Annotated in this window: 2 protein-coding genes; both read right to left on the bottom strand. The window is 53.7% G+C overall.

The genetic code is table 11. The annotated features are described in order from the left end of the window. A partial coding sequence (locus IEX86_RS25905; protein WP_188868788.1) for a transposase occupies positions 1-146 on the bottom strand: 146 nt, incomplete at its 3' end. Positions 147-383: 237 nt separating this feature from the next. Beyond that, positions 384-1,123 (bottom strand): hypothetical protein (locus IEX86_RS24705; protein WP_188868789.1); only part of this gene is annotated, 740 nt, incomplete at its 5' end.

The following is a 1,123-nucleotide window of genomic DNA, read 5'->3' on the forward strand; positions in this document are numbered from 1 at the left end:
TCGCCATGCTGCTGAAAAGCCGCAACCCAGGCGCGGACTAGGCTTCTCTCCACCTGGTGCCGATGCGAAACCCTGCTGAAGCCATCAGCGCTTTCCAGGTAATCCCTAACGACCATGAGTTTGAACTGAAGCGAGTACTTCGCCATAAAGAAACCCCCGAAGGTTGTGTCCAACTTTCGGGGGTCAGTTCACTTTCGGGGGTCAGTTCAAGCTAGAGGCTATTTTTCCCTATACAGTAAGTATTAAAAGTTACATCTAAGCGAGTTTTGGGAAGACATTGTTTTATCCATCTGTTTTCAAAGCTTCTATCAAAACCTTTTGCTCTTCTTCTGACAGGCCTTGCCCAGCAATCTTGGATCGTGGACACAGGCCGCGCGTAGGCATTAGCTGTTTGATGTGAGATTTTGCAGGACTGCTTCGCGCTTGACGGCAGGCTGTGCGGCCAAGCGGTTCATGACATAACCGCTATAGCCTGCGGCCTTTAGCGTCTGGCCGTGAGTTAAGACAAAAGTTCGCTCGGCGACAGGCTGTGCGGCCAAGTCGTTCATGGCAAAACCGTGATAGTCTGCGGCCTTTAGCGTCTGGCCGTGGGTCAGGACAAAGGTTTGCTCGGCAGCAGGCCGTGTGGCCAAGCGGTTCATGGCATAACCGTGATAGCCTGCGTCTTTTAGCGTCTGGCCGTGGGTCAGGACAAAGGTTTGCCCGGCGGCAGGCAATCCGGCCAAGCCGTTCATGGCATAACCGTCATAGCCTGCGTCTTTTAGCGTCTGGCCGTGGGTCAGGACAAAGGTTTGCCCGGCGGCAGGCAATCCGGCCAAGCCGTTCATGGCATCACCGTCATAGCCTGCGTTCTTTAGCGTCTGGCCGTGGGTCAGGACAAAGGTTTGCTCGGCGGCAGGCCGTCTGGCCAAGGCGTTCATGACATAATGGATATAGCCTAAGTCTCTTAGCGTCTGGCCATTCTTCACCAGGAACTGCTGCCGTTGAGAGAGCGTTTTTTCGGCAATGTCTTTCATCTTGCGACTGGTTTGCCGTAATGCCAGATCAACACCTGTGCCGTTTTTACCGGTGTATTGGGCGATATGTAGCTTAAGCTCAGCGGGGAGATTTTGCAGGTGGGAAA

Origin of the sequence: Pseudomonas asuensis (assembly GCF_014646755.1) — a bacterium.
Classification (GTDB): domain Bacteria; phylum Pseudomonadota; class Gammaproteobacteria; order Pseudomonadales; family Pseudomonadaceae; genus Chryseomonas; species Chryseomonas asuensis.